This window comes from uncultured Jatrophihabitans sp., assembly GCF_964244045.1.
Classification (GTDB): Bacteria; Actinomycetota; Actinomycetes; order Mycobacteriales; family Jatrophihabitantaceae; genus Jatrophihabitans.
Map to the genome: position 1 here is coordinate 1 of NZ_CAXTHK010000006.1, position 14,993 is coordinate 14,993.

Below are 14,993 nucleotides of genomic sequence, written 5' to 3' on the forward strand. Positions count from 1 at the left end.
TGCAAATGTTCGCACGCAGTAGTGGATATGGGCACCCCCGGCGCCCTCGAGCAACGTTCACGTTCCGCAGGAGGATTCCCCTGCGAGACGACCCTCGTGAGCTCTCGGCGAGATGAAGTTCAATGCCTTGACACCGCCGGGACCGTCCGCAGGCGGGTCGGCTAATGAGACGGGGCAAGCTGCCCCGCTTTGCGCAATCATGAGGACATGGATCACCGCACCCTGGCTGACCCGGTCACGCTCGATGTGGGCACGATGCCTCGAGATCGTCTACTGAAGGTGCTCCGCGAGAAGCGGGTCCAGCTAAACGAGTCGGCAGAAGTGCTGCTCGACGATCCCATCTACGATCGGCCGGAGCCCGAGTCGGTGACCGTCGTTGAGCGTTCTGTTAGCGACCTGGGATTAGTGAGTGGCGCAGTTCTGCGTCGGGTCTTCGGGGCGGCGCGGGACCGTGGTTTGGCGCTGTGCCCACCGACCACGGGCCCTTACCTCCGACTCGCGTTGCACGCTCAATCGACAGCCCCGGACGCGGTGGTGTCGAACGGCAAGGCGCCATCGGGGTCATCACCGTTGCCGCGCCCCCGCTGCAAGTCGACGAGGACTACCCAAAGGGTTTCTACCTTCGAGTGATCACCGGCCAACCCTGGCTCCGGGGCTACCACTGCGGCAGCGGCGAACATGTATGGGACCCCAGCGACCGATTCGTGTTCAGGTGTCCTGCTCGCTAACGCTGTACGGCCCGCGTTTGCCGCTGTCACCTTCGTCGGTTGCCGATCGGTCACTGGGACGAGACTCGACCCCGCGCCGTCATTCGCCAGGCAAGGAACAGGGCGATGCCGATCACCCAGGCCGCCACCACTATGGCGCTATGTTGATGACTAGACGTCGCTTGATTGCTTGAGGCTCTGGCCACCAGCAAGGCCCACGGGCCTACACAGATCAGTAGGGCGGGCAAGACGTCGCGCCGGCCGGTTCGCGAGCCCAGGGAGATGGCTGCGGCGACGCCGAACGCGATGAGCACGATCCTCGAGATGCCGGCCAGCACCAGGGCATTGCCGACATACGCGGTGTTCGCGGGATGCCACGCAACTGCGACGCGGCAGCAAAGGGCAAGTGCGGCGGCGACCACGAATGTGCCGCCAACCAGGCATGTGCGGGCGGATGCCGCTGTCCGGATCACAGGACGCACGCCGAGCGCCAACAGGTTGAGCAGCAGCATCGCTGCGAGCAGGAACAGTGCGGGTCGCCGGATCTCCAAGGGACCGGCGTAGGCCGCCGAGACAATGGTCGCAACGATCGAACCAGTGAGAGCCCACCGCGCGGCGGTCTCGCGCCCGGCCCCGACGAGCAGGCCGCTGATGACCCAGAGGATGAATACGACAGTGCCCGCTGAGGCCAGCGGGTGCGTCACGCTGTGCGCAGGAGGCCTCGCCGAGATTGTCAGCGGCAGTGCCTACTAGGCATGGTCGACGCCGAACGGGCGCCCCGGTAGGCGACCGCTCAGCGCGACTGTCGCGGTCCCTTCGGGCACCGCCAGCTTGCCGGTGGGCAGCTGCCCCCGCTTGCCCCGCCCGGAGCAAAATCCCGCACGGGGGCGCCAAACGACACGGCTGGTCCGTTGCGATGGCGGTTCGATCATGAAGCCCGCTGCTCGGCGCTTGCGCTGGTCGGCAGCGACTGGCCGGGGCACCGCGACAGGACGCGAAACATTGCCGCCTGCTCGGCCGCGTTCACCCAGAGGTGGTACTTTGCCTTCACTGCCACCTGGCGAGCCACGTAGGCACAGCGGAAGCTTTTGTTCGGAGGTAGCCAGGTGGCGGCGTCGCCGTCGCCCTTGGACTCGTTGGTCGAGCCGTCCACCGCGAGCAACTCCAGCGGATCGTTGGCCAGGTCGACCCGTCGGGCTTGTGTCAGCTGCTGCGCACCGGTCTGCCACGAATCCCCCAACGCCACGACGTGATCGATCTGCACGGCTTGCGACGTGCGCACGCCGCGAGTGAAGTTGATCGTCTTGCCGGTATAGGGGTCGTGCAGCACACCGCTGAGCACGACGCATCGTCCCGCCGCCGAGCGCGGCGGTCGGTACTTGCAGACGATCGTCGCGAGATCACGTGACAACACGTCCTCCCGCGTCGACAGGCCGTCGGCACTCCACGGCGCGTCGCTCTTGTCGGTCCAGGCCGCGCCGAACTCGCTGCGCGCATAGCCGGTCATGGGCGCCCGCCCCTTGACCGGCAGGGATTGCAGCACGACCAAAGCAGCGCCCGCTGAGGCTGTCGCGGCCGGGGACACCATCGGCTCCCGTGCCGTCGCACTGCCCGGGGCCGACGTGGTCGAAACCGCGCAACCGCTTAGCGATAGGACGGCGACTGTCAGCACGGGCAACCAGCGCCGGAAATCTCTGGACGTCACGACGTTCCCCCGCTCTTCGTCGCTCTCGTCGCTTCGAAACGGTGCCGGCCATCAAGTGTCGCAGCCGTTGTGCCCGAGCGGGTTGTCGGTGTCGTCGGTCCATGCCGTGCCGAACTGGCTACGGGCGTACCCGGTCTTCGGCGCCCGTCCCTTGACCGGCAGCGTGGCCAGGGCTGTTAGCGAACCGGGCCGGGCGTGGACGGTCGTACTGGGCGCCGCGGTTACCGAGCCGGCGTGCGTGGTGCCGGTGGAGGTGGGGCTGATGCACGACGTCAGGAGCATGACGCAAGCGGCTATAGCAAGGTTCCTCGAGGCGCGAACCCGACGACCGCGCACGTGCACCACGGTGCACTCTGGGCCGAAACGCTGGGTGATCAGGTGTGACGCACTGTTGCGAGATGCGAGTGCACGCGCACGAGCGACGCGCCGAGGCGCGGGATCGCGTCCAGAGCGAAGTTGGCCACCACGCCCGGGCGCAGGACGAGGCAGTACGTCGAGCCGCCGAACTGGAAGCAGCCTAGCTCGTCGCCCTTGGCCAGGTGATGGCCTGGCACTATCTCGGGGTCGAGCACGCACGACGACACGTCGACCATGCCCACCTGGACGACGGCCACCTGGCCGATCGCCGGGTTGTCGGCGTCGATGATGAAGATCGCCCGGGTGGCGACGTGCGCCAGGTAGCCCTGAGAGTTCTGCGGCTCGAACGACGCGTCGCCCTCGGCGTCGGCCTCGGAGTAGAACGTGCCGTTCTCGACGAAGGCCCGCACCACCGTGCCGGCGACCGGGCTGTGCCAGCGGTGGTAGTTGGTGGCGCTGAGGAAGGCCTGGTAGACCGTCCCGTCGACGAACTGCTCGACGGACTCGTCCCCGGCGAGCATGTCCTGCAGCGAGTATGGCTGGCTCTTGATCCAGAACCGGTCCTGCCGCTGCACGCCGGTGGCCAGCGCATACGGCGTCGCCTCGCACGGGGCGACGATCACCGAGTCGTCGTCGGGGGAGGCCACGGGTCGAGCCCCGGGCTTGAGGCGCCGGGTGAAGAAGTCGTTCCAGGAGCGGAAGCCCCAGAACTCGTCATCCGGGTCGTGCTCGAAGTCGGCCATGCCGACGGTCTGCTGCGCGGCCGACGACTTCCAGCCGTTGTCTCCGTCGTTGAGGACGTAGCGCGAGTCCGGGCTGTCGAGGAACTCGCACCAGGCCCGCAGCACCGCGTGCAGGGCGACGTTGATGCGGCGGTCGCGGTAGGCCGCGAAGCCGGCGGTCGTGCCCATCGTCCAGTCCAGAACCGCGGCCAGGGGAATCATGACCATCGCTTCGCTGTCGAACTCCGGCGCCATCGTCAGCACCTCGTTCATCAGCGCGAGTAGCTGGGGGACGTCGTCGATGTGGCGCTGGCTGTACCGGCGCGAGCCGCCCGGCTCCTGCTCGATCATCTGGTGCACGTACATGCGCACGATCGGGTCGGCGTCGATCAGCTCACGGAACTCGACCAGCGACGGGTGCAGCAGGCGATCCGCGTGGGCGTGGGCCCGCTCTCGCAGCGCAGCGAGCCAGTTCTCGAGGTCGTCCTGCTGCGGGAGCCAGCCGGCCTGACGCAGGATGTGGGGGGTCATGTCGTCACGGTGCCCGACGGTGCTGCGGGGCGAAACGCGTTCTCAGCTTGACTCTGCGGTAGCGCGCAAACCGTCCAGGACGGCTTGCGCCTCACGCCCGGCGCGGTCCTCGACACCGGCCCGCGCTGCGAGCCGGCCCAGCTTGCCGCCCGGAAGCGTGTAGTCGATGTCGATGGACAGCCGCGTGTGGCCTCCGTCCAAGGATTCCAGCCGCTGGGTCAGCGTGTACCGCACGCCGGGCGCGAGGGTGCCTAGGCTGCTCAACATCGTCCCGGGCTCGATCGCTACCACCTCCCAGCGCGAAGTGACCTTCATGCCGAGCAACCGTCCGACCTGGACGTAATGCTGCCCGACCTCCGTCAGCCGCTCGGGTGCCTCACGCACCTCCTGGGTGCTCTCGGAGTACTCGGGCAGCCGCCGGACGTCCTCGAGCAGGTCCCACACCCGCTCGCGCGGTGCAGCAATGTCGGTGTGTCGACGGATCGTAGCCACGACACACGCGTACCCGCCGCGCGGCCCTGCCTGTCACCTCGCGCGAGCCGGGTGGCGGTGGATACGTTGAACGGATGTCCGACGCGCTCTCCGACGACGAACTCGCCTACCTCGTCTCGGTTCTCGACCTTGCCCGCGAGGGCCGCACCGACGAGCTGCTGACGGCGATACATGCCGGTGTGCCCGCGAACCTGACCGGCGCGAGCGGCGATTCGCTGCTGATGCTGGCGGCCTACTACAACCATCCGGACACCGTCGTCGCGCTGCTGGACGCCGGCGCCGACACCGAGCGCATCAACGACCGGGGGCAGACGGCCTTGGGTGCGGCGGTCTTTCGCCAGAGCGAAACCAGCGTCCGAGCCCTGCTCGACGTCGGCGCCGACCCGCACGCCGGCGGGCGCTCAGCCGTCTCGATCGCGGAGTTCTTCGAGCTGACGGAGATGGCGAAGCTGCTGCGCGCAGTCTGACCCAGGGTCAGACCGGTCAGAGCAGGCTGCGCAGCCGGGCGATGAGCGCGTCCTTCACCGCGCTGGTGACCGCCGCGTTGACGCGCTTGTTCAGCTCGTCCGGATCGTTCAGCTCGCCGAGCACCGCACGTAGATCCAGCTTGTTGATTGCCCGACGCAGCACGTCGTCGGTCTTGAGGTTCTTGTCGATGAACGAGTCGGGCAGCGCGCGCAGCGCGGCCTTGAGGAAGCCGTTCAGGTTCGACTTGCCGAGTGCCTCGTTGGCCAGGCCGGACGAGCGTGGCAGGGTGCCGTCGGCCTTCATCCGGGTCACCGCACCGAGCAGCCCGGCCCGCACGGCGTTCACCTGTGCCGTCGTCCGCGGGCCGGGTTGGGCGAGCTGCAGCGTCAATGCCTCACGACTGGTATGCAGGCGGCACGCGGCACCGTCGAGGCCGATCAGCACGAGCCGCTCGGTGAGTCCCTCGATCCCCTTCGACACCGACGTCACCGGCCGGGCCACGCACGGGTCGGCCGGCCGCAGCGGCGTGTAGTCCCCACCGCCGTGGGCGACCTGCACGCCGAGGACGCCGGCCACCAGCAGCACAGCAACAGCCACCAGCGTCATCGCCCGCCGGGGGAGCGAGGACGTCACGCCACGCGCCGACGGACGAGGGCCAATGACGCCAGCGCCGCCAGGGCCAGCCCGGCCGCGATGAGGAACGAGTCGCGGAATGCTCGGTTCGCGGCCCGCTCGAGCTGGCTGTCTAGGTCGCGCTCGAGCTGTGCGGCCGCGGGCCGCTCGCTCGCCGCCAGTGGCAACCGGGCGAACGCGGGATGCAGGTCGGGCACCCGGCCACGCTCGTTCATCAGCTGCGCACCGAGACCCTTCGCGAGCGCGACCTTGTCCGGGCCGGTCAGCTGGGCGTCGAGTACCAACGACGTGATGGCCTGCTGGGCCGGGACCTGCGCGTCCCGCAGGTCGGCGGTGAAGACCGGCGTCAGGATGGCCAGTCCGAGCACCACGCCGGCGTGCCGCGCGCCGATCGTCCAACCGCCGTGGATGGCGCGCGGGAACCGGCCTTTCATGGCCGCGGCGGTCAACCGGTCGACGGTCAACCCGAGGCCGAGCCCGATCAACGCCTGGGGCGCGATCGTCCAGACGAGGTCGGCCGACGGCAGCAGTGCCAAAGAAGTCAAGCCACCGGCGACGAGGAAGCACCCGACTGCCGTCTCGGCTGCCGGTCCGGCACGGAACGCCCGCGCCAGCGGACCGGCGGCGAACGCGGCCAGCGGCACGACGGAGACGGTCAAGGCCGCAGTCGCCGGGGAGCGGCGCCAGCCGTCGACCAGCAGAAGGACGAGCAGGAACAGCGCGGCGGTCAGCGCCGCGGACAGCAGGGCCAGGGCCAGGTTCGGCGCGAAGGCCGGGCGGTGCCGGTCGACGCTGCGGACGGGACGACCGCGTACCGAGAGCGCAGCCGGCACCGCGAGCGCTGCGATCGGCACCTGCACGACGAAGATCGACTGCCAGTTGAAGGCTTCCGTCAGCAGACCGCCGGCGACGGGACCGGCTGCGGTCCCGAGGACACCCGCGGCCACCCAGCGCGAGACGCCGCGCTGCTCGTCGCTGCGAATGACCAGCAGCTCCAGGCAGCCGACCAGCGCAAACGCGCCGCCGACTGCCTGCACGCAGCGAGCGGCGATCAGCACCTCGATGGAGCCGGCCACTGCGCACGCGGCCGAGGCCACCGCGAACACCGCGATACCGGCAGCGGTGAGTGGTGCCGGGTCACGTCGACTGCACACCCAGGCGACGGGTACGACGACCAGCGCGAGCACCAGGTTGAACGCGATCAGCACCCAGGCCACCTGGGCCACCGTCCCACCCAGGTGCTGCAGGATGTCGGGCAGCGCGAGCGTGACCACGGCCGAGTCGGCAAGAACGAGCCCCACGGTCAGCGCCAGCAGGGGAACTGCCGCACTCCGCATTCGATCATCCTCACATGACCGGCGACGCGGCGGACCGTTCGGTCAGGTCTTGAGGCCGGGCAGCGGGACCGGGGTCTTACGTCGCTTGCGCCGCAGGGTGATGCGCCGGCTGCCGTCCAGGTACTTGACCACCCGGGCAAGCTCCCAACCGCCGAACTCGGCGTGCAGCGACAGCTGCGCGGCGGCGTTGGACCGGGTGACGTCGGACGGGATGCGCAGGGGCGCGTACTCCCAGTCGGGCTCCGCGGTCTCGGTGTTCATCGAGACCATTGAACGCCACGGTGAGCGCGAGTGACAACGCCGCAGAACACCTGGTCGAGCAACCGACGGGTGTTGGCGATCCGGGTTCGCCTCGGCACGCCGAACAGCGGCACCGCAGCGTCCAGACCGGGTTCGAACGGTGCGATGGCCAGGTGCGGCAGCAACATCACGATCAGGTGCAGCAAGACGTCGACGTCGGTGTCGGGACGCAGGTCGCCGCGCTGCACGGCATTGTCGAGCAGTGGCCGGATGCCCTGCGCATAGAGCCGGTGGACAGGTTCGCGGACGGCCCGACGCACTTGCGGATCGCGCTCGAGGGTGGTCGCGGCCGTGACGCCCCGCTCGAGCGGATGTGCTGCCATATAGGCGATCCAGATCTCGACGAGCCCAGCGAACTGGTCCACGAACTCGGTGCCGTCTGGTGCCGCGACGAGGTGCGGCGCCATCGCGGCGTACACGCGCAGCGAGGCCTGCTCGGCCACGTAGCCGAACAGGTCGGACTTGTCGTGGAAGTACTGGAACAGCGAACCTTTCGCAACGCCCGCCTCCCGGGCGACGACGTTCAAGCTGCCACCGAAGTAACCGTGCCGGCCGAACTCCGCCATCGCCGCGAGCAGTACCCGGTCGCGTCGATCGGTGTCCAGGTTCTGCCAGGTCGGGCGGGGCACGCGAAGCAGTCTATGACCACCCGGTCACATCTGTCGCGGCTCGACGGCCGGCACGTACTCCTGCAGCAACGGGACGAGCCGGGTGCGCCGCGGCAGGGCACCGACCTGACGCACCGCTCGGGCCACCGCCGGGCCGGCCGCGTGCACGATCGACAGGTGCCGCTGCGCGCGCGTCAGGGCGGTGTAGACGAGCGGGCGCGACATCATCATCCCGGCCTCGGGTGGCAGCACCACGACCACGGCGGGGAACTCCGAACCCTGGGCCCGGTGAACGGTGATCGCCCAGCCGTGCAGCAGGTCCCCGAGCGCCTTGCCCTTCACCGTGGCGGGTCCGGACGCGAACGTCACGGTCACCGCGCCGTCACCCGACACGTCGTCGACGACGCCGACCTCACCGTTGGCGTACCCGTTCGGCTCAGCCTCCAGGTGGTTGGCAGTGGCCACCACGCGGTCGCCCGGGTCGAAGCGTCGCTTGCCGCTGCCCGGGTTCAGCGCCGCCTTGAGCGCGGCGTTCAGCGCCTGCGTCCCGGCCCCGCCGCGATGCACCGGGGTGACGACCTGCACCTGCGCGGCCGGGATCGACAAGGCCCGCGGGATCGAGTCGGTGACGAGCTGCACGACCCGATGCGCGGCCTCGGCCGAGCCGCGCGACGGCACGATGACGACCTCGTGGGTCGGGTCGTCGATCGCGGCCAGCTCGCCCGTCCGCACCGCCGCGGCCAACCGCGCGATCGTGCCGCCTTCCGCCTGGCGGTACAGCGTGGTCAGTTCGGTGACGGGCACGCGGCCGGCGTCGATGAGGTCGCCGAGCACCCGCCCGGGCCCGATCGAAGGCAGCTGCGCGGCGTCGCCGACGAACACCAGGTGCGTGCCGTCGGAGCACGCGGACAGCAGCGCGTCGGCCAACTCGACGTCCAGCATGGACGCCTCGTCGACGACCACGACGTCCTCGTCCAGCGGCCAGTCCTCACCGCGCGCGAAGCCGCCGTCGAAGGTGACCGCGTCCCCGGTCTGGCGCGGTTGCGCGCCGAGCAGCCGGTGCAGCGTCGAGGCGGGGGAGTCGCACAGCTCCTCGAGCCGCTTGGCCGCGCGCCCGGTCGGGGCGGCGAGGGCCACGGACTTGCCGGCCGCCTCGGCGAGCGACACCAGCGTGGCCACGGTGCGGCTCTTGCCGGTACCCGGTCCGCCCGTCAGCACCGTCACGCCACCGCCGAGCGCGGCGGCAACGGCTGAGCGCTGCGTGTCGTCGAGATCCTTGAATGCCTTGGCCTTCGGCGGGAAGTCGATCGGCTCGGCCGTAGCCATCAATCGCGCGATGCCCTGCGCCACGCCGTTCTCGGCCTCGGCGAAACGCGCGAGGCCGAGCAACCCGTCGTCGGACTCGATGACGGTGGCCGCCTCGACCGCGGCGTCGATCGCGCCCTCGGCGTCGCCCGGCGAGAACTCCGACAGGGCAGACGCGACGTCCTCGCGGGTGTCGACGGTGTGCCCGTCGCGGGCCTGCCGTGCGAGCACCCAGCCGACGAGCGCGCGGGCCCGGCGCGGGTCGTCGCGCTGGACGCCGGGGATGGCCGCGCGGGCCACCCGATCGGCGTCGGGCGGGGTTACGCCGGTCAATGCCAGCAGCCTCCACGGGTCGTCGCGGACGAGACGCGGCGCGGGCGGGCCGAAGGTGTCGACGGCCCGGCCGGCGATCCGCGCATCGACGCCGGCGGGCACGAGCAGCTCGGCGAGCTCGTACGCCGGCGCCGCGGCGATGAACGACGACAGCAACCGCCCAGCGCGTTGCGGGCCGACTTTGGGAAGTCGGTGCAGGTTGACCGATGTCACGTCCTCGGGGCCGCGGATGCCGGCCTCGACCAGCTCGCCCGCCAGTCGCTTGCCCAGGCCGGGCCAGAGCCCGGCGTCGCAGAACGCGGCGAAGACGTCGGTCAGAGCACGTTCCCGGTGGTGCGGACGGCCGGGGCCGACACGTCGTCCAGGGCGCTGCGGATCTCGGCCGGTAGATCGAGCGTTTCCGACACCAGCGCGGCGGTCAGCTGACCCAGCGTGCGCGCCCCCAGGATCGGCGCCGTGACGCCGGGACGGTCGCGCACCCAGGCCAGCGCGATGGCGATCGGCGACGTGGCCAGCCCTTCGGCGGCGGTGGCCACCGCCTCGATCACCCCGATGGTGCCCGGGTCGTCGAGGTCAGCCAGATGGCGGCCGCCGAGCGCGGCCCGCGAGTCCGACGGGATGCCAGAGCGGTACTTGCCGGTGAGCGCACCGCCGCCGAGCGGTGAATACGGCAGCACGCCGATGCCGAGCTCCGCGCCGGCCGGGACGATCTCGCGCTCAGCCGAGCGGTCGAGCAGCGAGTAGCGCACCTGGTTCGACACGATCGGCGCATACCCGGACTTGCCGGCCTGCACCGTCGCCGCCTGTGCCATGCGCCAGCCCGCGTAGTTCGACACCCCGACGTAGCGGACCTTTCCCGACGCCACCGCGGCATCGAGCGCGGACAACGTCTCCTCGGTCGGCACAGACGGGTCCGGCACATGCACCTGCCACAGGTCCAGGTAGTCGACGCCCAGCCGGCGCAGCGATACGTCCAGATCGCGCAGCAGCTGCCCGCGCGAGCCGTCGACGCGGGCCTCGCCGCCCTCGCCGGACAGGCCACCTTCTCTGGAAAGGAAGCGATGCCCGGCCTTGCCGGCGATGACCAGCTCCTCCCGGGGCACGACGTCGGCAACCAGGCCGCCGAGGATCTCCTCCGACGCGCCGTCGGCGTAGCCGACCGCGGTGTCGACGAGGGTGCCGCCCGCGTCGTGGAAGGCAATGAGGATCGCGGCTGCCTCGTCGGCATCGGTCTCGCGCCCCCAGCGCCAGGTGCCTAGACCGAGGTGCGAGACCGTCAGGCCGCTGCGTCCCACCGTGCGCTGCTTCACGTTGCAGGAAACTACCGGCTCCGCGGCGCAGCGCCTTCCCCGTCCCCAGGGCGGTGCATCGATAAGGTGGCGCGATGCGGTTGGGACTGAACGTCGGCTACTGGGGGTTGCACGGCAGCTCCGGCGACGACCTCGCCCTCGTGCAGGAGGCCGAACGGCTCGGCTTCGCCGCCGTTTGGGTGGCCGAGGCCTACGGATCCGACGCTGTGTCGGTGCTGTCGTGGATCGCGGCGCAGACCTCGTCCATCGACATCGGCAGCGCGATCTTCCAGATTCCCGCCCGCACTCCGGCGATGACCGCGATGACCGCCGCGACGCTCGACACGCTGTCGCAGGGCCGGTTTCGGCTCGGGCTGGGCGTCAGCGGTCCCCAGGTGTCCGAGGGCTGGCACGGTGTGCGCTTCGCCAAGCCGCTGGCCCGCACCCGGGAGTACGTCGACATCGTCAACCTGGCGCTGGCGCGGCAGAAGGTCGAGTACCACGGGTCGACGTACGAGTTGCCGTTGCCTGACGGCCCCGGCAAGGCGCTGCACCTGATGCTGCACCCGGTGCGCGAGCACATCCCGCTCTACCTCGCCGCGATCGGGCCGAAGAATCTCGAGCTGTGCGGCGAGATCGCCGACGGCTGGCTGCCAGTGTTCTTCGCCACCGGTCACGTGAGCGAACCGCTCGAGCGGATTGCGGCGGGACGCGCCAAGGTCGGTAAGGACCTGACCGGTTTCGACATCGCACCCACCGTCCCGCTCGTCGTCGGCCCGGACGTCACCGCCTGCGCCGATCCGGTGCGTCCCTACGCCGCGCTCTACATCGGCGGCATGGGCAGCCGGGAACAGAACTTCTACAACGCGCTGGCCACCCGCATGGGTTTCGGCGACGCCGCCGCCGAGGTCCAGAACCGCTATCTGGCCAAGGACTACGCCGGCGCCGCGGCGGCGGTGCCGCACGAGTTCATCGACGCCACCTCCTTGCTCGGCCCGGTCGGGCGGATCGCTGAGCGGATGGCCGAGTTCGCGGCCGCGGGCGTCGGGACGCTCTCCGTGAGCCCCTACGGCGACACCGCCGAGGAGCGCATCAACGGCCTACGCGTCGCGGCCGAGGCCCTGCAGAAATCTGGCGTCGGAACATGACGCTGCTCCAGGCGATCGTGCTCGGCATCGTCCAAGGCCTGACCGAGTTCCTGCCCGTCTCGTCCACCGCGCACCTGCGCATCATCCCGGCGCTGTTCGGCTGGCACTTCTACGGCGGCGCCACCAACGACCCGGGCGCCCCGTACACGGCGATCATCCAGCTGGGCACGTCCGTGGCGATCGTCGGCTACTTCTGGCGCGAGCTGCTTCAGGTCACGGTCGCCTGGTTCCGGGGCCTGCGCGACAAGTCGGTGCGCAGTTCGCTGGAGTACAAGCTCGGGTGGTACCTGATCCTGGCCACCATCCCCGTCAGCGTCTTCGGGTTGATCTTCAGCAACCAGATCGAGAACGGCGCCCGGAATCTCTGGATCATCTCCATCACCCTGATTGCCCTGGCCATTGTGCTGTTCGCGGCCGAGAAGGTCGGCCGCCGCGAGCGCGAGGAGGAGCAGATCACCGCCGTCGACGCCGCGTTCGTCGGCACCGCCCAAGCGCTGGCCTTGATCCCGGGAGCGTCGCGGTCGGGCACCACGATCACCGCCGGGCTGTTCCGCGGACTCACCCGCGAGGCCGCCGCCCGCTTCTCGTTCCTACTGTCCATCCCCGCCGTCGTGCTGTCCGGCGGTTACGAAGCGATCCACCCGGGGTCCGGCAAAACGCCCGGCGTCGGGCTCACCGGGGTGTCCGTCGTGTTCGCGTTCATTGTGGGCCTGGCGTCGATCCACTGGCTGATGCGCTGGCTGTCGAACCACTCGACGTTCGTTTTCATCTACTACCGGATCGCTCTCGGAGTGCTGCTCATCGTGCTGCTTTCCACCGGCGTGCTGGATGCCACGAAATGAGTACCGTTTTTTTGGTTCGGCACGGGCTGACGGCGATGACCGGACCGGTGCTGGCCGGGCGCACGCCGGGGGTGCACCTCGACGAGCGGGGGGTCAAGCAAGCCGCCGCGGTGGCCGAGCGGATCGCCGCCGTGCCGCTCACGGCAATTGTCACCAGCCCGCTCGACCGCTGCCTCGAGACGTCCCAGGCCATCCGCGATGCCCAACGGGCCGCTGGTCGCGAGCCCGAGTGGCACGTCGACGAGCGGATCATCGAGTGCGACTACGGCGACTGGACGGCCAAGCCCTTCAAAGAGCTCATGAAGCAGCCGATGTGGAAGGTCGTCCAGTCGCAACCGTCGGCCGCGCAGTTCCCCGGCGGCGAGAAGCTCACCGACATGTCGGCGCGAGTCATCGAGGCCGTCCGGGACTGGGACTCGCGCCTGGCCGCAGACGCGGTCTGGGTCGCGTGCGCGCACGGCGACATCATCAAGGCGATCGTGGCCGACGCGTTGGGCCTGCACCTCGACCAGTACCAGCGCCTGGTGCCCGACCCGTGCTCGGTGTCGATCATCCGCTACACGGACACCCGGCCTTACGTGATCAAGGTCAACGACACCGGCAGCGATCTTGCCGGGTTCGCACCCCCGAAAAAGCGGCAGCGTCGTCCCAAGAGCCAGGACGCCACCATCGGCGGCGGCACGGGCGCCGGGTCGGTATGACGGGCGGGACGGGCGCACGGCCGCGCGACGACCTAGGCTTGGACCATCATGCGTCAGCTGTTCCTCTTCAACCGTCCGAACCGGTTCGTCACCGGCACCGTCGGCACGCCCGGCGAACGCACCTTCTACCTGCAGGCGGTCGAGGGGCCGCGCGTCGTCTCCGTGGCCCTGGAGAAGCAGCAGGTCCAGATCCTTGCCGACCGTCTCGAGCAGCTGCTCGACGAGATCGTCGAACGCACCGGCACCGCGCTGCCGGCCTCCGACAGCGACACCGAAGCGCTCTCGCAGCCGATCGACGAGGAGTTCCGCGTCGCGGCCATGGGGCTGGCCTGGGACGGTGACGCCGGGTTGATCGTCATCGAGGCCCAGGCACCGGCCGAGGAGCCCGAGATCGCCGAAGAGACCCTGCTCGAGGACGTCGAAGAGGGCCCCGACGCGCTGCGGGTGCTCATCGAACCGCGCCGAGCGCGCGCGTTCATCGACCGCGCCCGTCGGCTGGTGTCGGCCGGCCGTCCGCCGTGCCCGCTGTGCGGTCAGCCCTTAGCTGCATCCGGCCACGTCTGCGCGCGGCTCAACGGTTACCGCCGCGGCATCTCGCTCAACCCGTGATCCTCGGGCATGTCCGCGCCTGACGAGCTGACGCCTGCGCTGACCCTTGCCGGCGAGTGCGGCCCAGGCATCAGCGTCGAGGACGCCGTCGTGCTGCTCAGCGCCGGCGAGCTGTCGATCGAGGGCCGGGTGATGGACGCGTCGAACGCGTCGTTCTACTGCGCGGTCACCGACGGCGCGCAGACGGCAGCATGCGTCTACAAGCCGGTCGCCGGCGAGCGGCCGCTGTGGGACTTCCCCGACGGCACCTTGGCCGAGCGCGAGGTTGCGGCCTACGAGGTATCCGCGGCCACCGGGTGGGGCATCGTGCCGCCCACCGTCTACCGCGAGGGTCCGGCCGGTCCGGGCATGGTGCAGCTGTGGATCGACGTCGACGACGAGATCGACATCCGCCGCTTCATGCGCCGGCGCGACCTCGAACGCCTCCGGCACATCGCCGTCTTCGACGCGGTGATCAACAACTCCGACCGCAAGGGCGGCCACCTGCTGCCCACGCCCCGCGGCGACGTCTACGGCATCGACCACGGCGTCACCTTCAGCGTCGACGACAAGCTGCGGACAGTGCTGTGGCAGTGGGCCGGCGCCCGACTGCGTCCGGACGCCGTCGCCGTCTTGGCGCAGCTGCGGGCCGACCTCGATGCCGAGCTGGGCGAGCGGCTCGAGCAGCTGCTCACCCGGCGCGAGGTCCGCCAGACGCGGTGGCGGGTCGAGAACCTGCTCGCCAACGGTCGGCACCCTGAGCCGTCGGGTGACTGGCCCCCAGTGCCCTGGCCGCCGATCTGAGCCATGGGTGACCCCGATCCCGCGTTCGCCGATCCGCGGCTCGCTGTGCTGTACGACGCGCTCGACCCCGCCGAGGCGTCGTTGGGCGTAGCTCGGGCCAAGCCGGACGCCGACCAGTGTTCG

General features: G+C 70.2%; 17 protein-coding genes. 6 read left to right on the forward strand and 11 right to left on the reverse strand.

What is annotated here, in order from left to right; translation table 11 throughout:
- Positions 1–778 precede the first annotated feature (778 nt).
- The 5 genes from ACFFC4_RS06670 to ACFFC4_RS06690 all read right to left on the reverse strand — a co-directional run bounded on the left by ACFFC4_RS06670 (position 779) and on the right by ACFFC4_RS06690 (position 4,514).
- The gene (locus ACFFC4_RS06670) at positions 779–1,411 is read right to left on the reverse strand and encodes a hypothetical protein (RefSeq protein WP_375499042.1); all 633 of its coding nucleotides are present in this window, start codon (positions 1,409–1,411) and stop codon (positions 779–781) included.
- A gap of 224 nt (positions 1,412–1,635) precedes the next feature.
- A complete protein-coding gene (locus ACFFC4_RS06675) occupies positions 1,636–2,412 on the reverse strand; it encodes an HNH endonuclease family protein (RefSeq protein ID WP_375499044.1) in 777 nt (258 codons plus the stop codon).
- Positions 2,413–2,463: 51 nt separating this feature from the next.
- A complete protein-coding gene (locus tag ACFFC4_RS06680) occupies positions 2,464–2,694 on the reverse strand; it encodes a hypothetical protein (RefSeq protein WP_375499046.1) in 231 nt (76 codons plus the stop codon).
- Between the two features lie 92 nt (positions 2,695–2,786).
- Positions 2,787–4,022 carry a phosphatidylserine decarboxylase family protein gene (locus ACFFC4_RS06685; protein ID WP_375499048.1) on the reverse strand — a complete coding sequence of 412 codons (1,236 nt, stop codon included), beginning with the start codon at positions 4,020–4,022 and terminating at the stop codon, positions 2,787–2,789.
- Between the two features lie 42 nt (positions 4,023–4,064).
- Complete coding sequence (locus ACFFC4_RS06690) at positions 4,065–4,514, reverse strand: SRPBCC family protein (protein ID WP_375499050.1); 450 nt, start codon at positions 4,512–4,514, stop codon at positions 4,065–4,067.
- 74 nt (positions 4,515–4,588) lie between these two features.
- On the opposite strand from ACFFC4_RS06690, the gene ACFFC4_RS06695 reads away from it, so the two are divergent.
- The gene (locus ACFFC4_RS06695; RefSeq protein WP_375499052.1) at positions 4,589–4,981 is read left to right on the forward strand and encodes an ankyrin repeat domain-containing protein; all 393 of its coding nucleotides are present in this window, start codon (positions 4,589–4,591) and stop codon (positions 4,979–4,981) included.
- 16 nt (positions 4,982–4,997) lie between these two features.
- On the opposite strand, the gene ACFFC4_RS06700 is transcribed toward ACFFC4_RS06695, so the two are convergent.
- The 6 genes from ACFFC4_RS06700 to ACFFC4_RS06725 form a co-directional block, all read right to left on the reverse strand.
- A complete protein-coding gene (locus ACFFC4_RS06700) occupies positions 4,998–5,588 on the reverse strand; it encodes a hypothetical protein (RefSeq protein WP_375499370.1) in 591 nt (196 codons plus the stop codon).
- A gap of 23 nt (positions 5,589–5,611) precedes the next feature.
- The gene (locus ACFFC4_RS06705) at positions 5,612–6,952 is read right to left on the reverse strand and encodes an MFS transporter (protein WP_375499054.1); all 1,341 of its coding nucleotides are present in this window, start codon (positions 6,950–6,952) and stop codon (positions 5,612–5,614) included.
- A gap of 42 nt (positions 6,953–6,994) precedes the next feature.
- Positions 6,995–7,213 (reverse strand): DUF5703 family protein, encoded by a 219-nt coding sequence (locus ACFFC4_RS06710; RefSeq protein WP_375499056.1) that lies wholly within the window; start codon positions 7,211–7,213, stop codon positions 6,995–6,997.
- Positions 7,210–7,881 carry a TetR/AcrR family transcriptional regulator gene (locus ACFFC4_RS06715; protein WP_375499058.1) on the reverse strand — a complete coding sequence of 224 codons (672 nt, stop codon included), beginning with the start codon at positions 7,879–7,881 and terminating at the stop codon, positions 7,210–7,212. The genes ACFFC4_RS06710 and ACFFC4_RS06715 overlap by 4 nt, the downstream gene beginning before the upstream one ends.
- Before the next feature lie 24 nt (positions 7,882–7,905).
- Positions 7,906–9,711: an AAA family ATPase gene (locus tag ACFFC4_RS06720; protein ID WP_375499060.1), complete on the reverse strand. Its 1,806-nt coding sequence runs from the start codon at positions 9,709–9,711 to the stop codon at positions 7,906–7,908.
- A 101-nt stretch (positions 9,712–9,812) separates the two neighbouring features.
- Entirely contained in the window at positions 9,813–10,808 is a 996-nt protein-coding gene (locus ACFFC4_RS06725; RefSeq protein ID WP_375499062.1) for an aldo/keto reductase, read from the reverse strand.
- A gap of 74 nt (positions 10,809–10,882) precedes the next feature.
- On the opposite strand from ACFFC4_RS06725, the gene ACFFC4_RS06730 reads away from it, so the two are divergent.
- From ACFFC4_RS06730 to ACFFC4_RS06750, 5 genes are read left to right on the forward strand one after another with little or no spacing between them, the layout of a single operon-like run.
- Complete coding sequence (locus tag ACFFC4_RS06730) at positions 10,883–11,935, forward strand: LLM class F420-dependent oxidoreductase (RefSeq protein ID WP_375499064.1); 1,053 nt, start codon at positions 10,883–10,885, stop codon at positions 11,933–11,935.
- A complete protein-coding gene (locus tag ACFFC4_RS06735; RefSeq protein ID WP_375499066.1) occupies positions 11,932–12,777 on the forward strand; it encodes an undecaprenyl-diphosphate phosphatase in 846 nt (281 codons plus the stop codon). The genes ACFFC4_RS06730 and ACFFC4_RS06735 overlap by 4 nt, the downstream gene beginning before the upstream one ends.
- Positions 12,774–13,478 (forward strand): MSMEG_4193 family putative phosphomutase, encoded by a 705-nt coding sequence (locus ACFFC4_RS06740; RefSeq protein WP_375499068.1) that lies wholly within the window; start codon positions 12,774–12,776, stop codon positions 13,476–13,478. The genes ACFFC4_RS06735 and ACFFC4_RS06740 overlap by 4 nt, the downstream gene beginning before the upstream one ends.
- A gap of 45 nt (positions 13,479–13,523) precedes the next feature.
- Positions 13,524–14,087 carry a DUF3090 family protein gene (locus ACFFC4_RS06745; RefSeq protein WP_375499372.1) on the forward strand — a complete coding sequence of 188 codons (564 nt, stop codon included), beginning with the start codon at positions 13,524–13,526 and terminating at the stop codon, positions 14,085–14,087.
- 9 nt (positions 14,088–14,096) lie between these two features.
- Positions 14,097–14,870 carry an SCO1664 family protein gene (locus tag ACFFC4_RS06750; RefSeq protein WP_375499070.1) on the forward strand — a complete coding sequence of 258 codons (774 nt, stop codon included), beginning with the start codon at positions 14,097–14,099 and terminating at the stop codon, positions 14,868–14,870.
- The last annotated feature ends 123 nt before the right edge of the window (positions 14,871–14,993 follow it).

Coding starts and splice junctions, on each gene's coding strand:
- ACFFC4_RS06680 (WP_375499046.1), bottom strand. CDS start 2,694: ATGCTCCTGACGTCGTGCATCAGCCCCACCTCCACCGGCACCACGCAC.
- ACFFC4_RS06685 (WP_375499048.1), bottom strand. CDS start 4,022: ATGACCCCCCACATCCTGCGTCAGGCCGGCTGGCTCCCGCAGCAGGAC.
- ACFFC4_RS06695 (WP_375499052.1), top strand. CDS start 4,589: ATGTCCGACGCGCTCTCCGACGACGAACTCGCCTACCTCGTCTCGGTT.
- ACFFC4_RS06700 (WP_375499370.1), bottom strand. CDS start 5,588: ATGACGCTGGTGGCTGTTGCTGTGCTGCTGGTGGCCGGCGTCCTCGGC.
- ACFFC4_RS06705 (WP_375499054.1), bottom strand. CDS start 6,952: ATGCGGAGTGCGGCAGTTCCCCTGCTGGCGCTGACCGTGGGGCTCGTT.
- ACFFC4_RS06710 (WP_375499056.1), bottom strand. CDS start 7,213: ATGAACACCGAGACCGCGGAGCCCGACTGGGAGTACGCGCCCCTGCGC.
- ACFFC4_RS06730 (WP_375499064.1), top strand. CDS start 10,883: ATGCGGTTGGGACTGAACGTCGGCTACTGGGGGTTGCACGGCAGCTCC.
- ACFFC4_RS06735 (WP_375499066.1), top strand. CDS start 11,932: ATGACGCTGCTCCAGGCGATCGTGCTCGGCATCGTCCAAGGCCTGACC.
- ACFFC4_RS06740 (WP_375499068.1), top strand. CDS start 12,774: ATGAGTACCGTTTTTTTGGTTCGGCACGGGCTGACGGCGATGACCGGA.
- ACFFC4_RS06750 (WP_375499070.1), top strand. CDS start 14,097: ATGTCCGCGCCTGACGAGCTGACGCCTGCGCTGACCCTTGCCGGCGAG.